This is a genomic window from Streptomyces sp. NPDC059524 (assembly GCF_042749255.1).
Classification (GTDB): domain Bacteria; phylum Actinomycetota; class Actinomycetes; order Streptomycetales; family Streptomycetaceae; genus Streptomyces; species Streptomyces xanthii.
This window is the reverse complement of sequence record NZ_JBHYTK010000064.1, coordinates 40,012-41,926: the sequence shown is the minus strand read 5'-3', so window position 1 is coordinate 41,926 and position 1,915 is coordinate 40,012. Positions and strand designations below refer to the sequence as shown.

At 75.4% G+C, this 1,915-nt stretch carries 3 protein-coding genes; 2 read left to right on the top strand and 1 reads right to left on the bottom strand.

Annotation, left to right across the window (positions count from 1 at the left end; translation table 11 throughout):
* Positions 1 to 130: 130 nt before the first annotated feature.
* A complete protein-coding gene (locus tag ACFW9D_RS19605; protein WP_384623384.1) occupies positions 131 to 547 on the top strand; it encodes a hypothetical protein in 417 nt (138 codons plus the stop codon).
* Here ACFW9D_RS19605 and ACFW9D_RS19600 read toward each other — a convergent pair.
* The gene (locus ACFW9D_RS19600; protein WP_188335590.1) at positions 528 to 1,160 is read right to left on the bottom strand and encodes a TetR/AcrR family transcriptional regulator; all 633 of its coding nucleotides are present in this window, start codon (positions 1,158 to 1,160) and stop codon (positions 528 to 530) included. The two genes, ACFW9D_RS19605 and ACFW9D_RS19600, sit on opposite strands and share 20 nt — an antisense overlap.
* Before the next feature lie 109 nt (positions 1,161 to 1,269).
* On the opposite strand from ACFW9D_RS19600, the gene ACFW9D_RS19595 reads away from it, so the two are divergent.
* Positions 1,270 to 1,833 carry an NADPH-dependent FMN reductase gene (locus ACFW9D_RS19595; RefSeq protein WP_188335591.1) on the top strand — a complete coding sequence of 188 codons (564 nt, stop codon included), beginning with the start codon at positions 1,270 to 1,272 and terminating at the stop codon, positions 1,831 to 1,833.
* The last annotated feature ends 82 nt before the right edge of the window (positions 1,834 to 1,915 follow it).

Below are 1,915 nucleotides of genomic sequence, written 5' to 3'. Positions count from 1 at the left end.
CCCGGGCGGCCGCCCCCCCCCGGGCGCGCCCCGGGGCGCCGAAACACCCCCCCCCCCCCCCCCCCCGGGGGGGGGCGCGCCCGGCACCCCCGGCCCCCCCCCCGCGAGGACGGCCCCCGGGAGGCCCGTGATGTTCGGACGGACGGGCCTGGCGCTGACGGCGGGTGACGGTCGCCTCGTGCTGCGCGCCGAGAGCCGGCCGGGCGACGAGGAAGAACGGCGCGTCACGGTGCGCACGGGCGCGGGTGCGGAGGTCGCCGAGATCCGCTTCCGGGTGTGCGCCCGCTGCCGTACGGGGCGCGTGCGGTCCCTGTGGGTCGACGAGATGCGGCGGCGCGAGGGCATCGGGCTCGAACTGGTGCGGGCCGCGGTCCACTCCGGGCCCGGATTCCGCTGGACGACGACGGTGCAGTCGCGCCGGGGCCGGCGGTTCTTCGCCGCGGCCGGGCTCCGGCTGGGCGTGGCGCTGCCCGCCGCCGGACCCCTGTGCCCGCATCTGACGGGCCGGATCGAGGCTTTGTGGCGGCTCAGGCGACCGGTGTGCTGATCCGCTCGACGAGGTCGAGCCAGCCCTCCTCGAGCCGCTCCAGCGGCATCCCGCGCTCCTTCGTCAGGAAGTGGATGACGGCCGGGTCCAGGTAGCCGAGCAGGGCGTGGGCCTGGAGCTCGTGGTCGGCGCCGGGGTCGATCTCGCGCAGCAGGATCGTCGCGTGCAGGGTCAGGACGCGCTGCGAGGGGTGGCCGACGCGGCGGGCGGGCTCGTCCTGCGCGGCGAGGAACAGCTCCAGCTGCTCGGAGGAGCGGCGCAGCACCTCCAGGCCGAAGGCGCGCAGCCGCTCGACGGGCGGGGCGCCGGGGCCGAGCGGCGGGGGGCCGCTGATGAGGTCGGCCTGGAGCCGGCTCGCGGTGTGGTCGAGCAGGGCGGTGAGCAGTCCGACGCGGTCGCCGAAGCGGCGGAAGACGGTGCCCTTGCCGACGCAGGCCTCGGCGGCGACCGCCTCCATGGTGACGGCGGCGGCGCCGCGCTCCGCGACCAGGCGGGCGGCGGCCTCCAACAGCCGCGCCCGGTTCCGCGCGGCGTCCGCGCGCAGGCAGGGCTCGTCGGCGGTCGTGCCGATCTGGAGCGGAAGGCTGCTGGACATGAACTCAGCGTAAAGCATTTCCCAGAAAAGTGGACCCCGGTCCGCTTACGGTGGTACAAATCTAAACGGACCCCGGTCCGCATCACTCGATCGCTCGGTGACCAGCCTCAGCATCTTGGAGCTCCTCATGTCTGTTCGTATCCTCGCGCTCGTCGGCAGCCTCCGTGCCGGATCGCACAACCGCCAGCTCGCCGAGGCGGCCGTCAAGCTCGCCCCCGAGGGCGCCGAGGTCGTGCTCTACGAGGGCCTGGCCGAGATCCCCTTCTACAACGAGGACATCGACGTCGAGGGCAGCGTCCCCGCCGCGGCCGCCGCCCTGCGCGCCGCCGCCGGCGAGGCGGACGGCTTCCTGCTCTTCTCGCCCGAGTACAACGGCACCATCCCCGCCGTCCTGAAGAACGCCATCGACTGGCTGTCCCGTCCGTTCGGCGCGGGCGCCTTCACCGGCAAGCCGGTCGCCGTGGTGGGTACCGCGTACGGCCAGTACGGCGGCGTGTGGGCGCAGGACGAGGCCCGCAAGGCCGTGGGCATCGCCGGCGGCACCGTGCTCGAGGACGTCAAGCTGTCGATCCCGGGCTCGCTGGAGCGCTTCGCCTCGACCCACCCGGTCGACGACGCCGAGGTCGCCGAGCAGCTGACCGAGGTCATCGCCCGCGTGCACGGCCACGCCGGTGAGGCCGTCGCCGCCTGACCGTCACCCTCCGAAATTAGGGGGGGCGCGCGCCGCCCCGCGGGGGGTGTGAGACGCGGGGGGGGGGGAGGGGGGAGCGCGG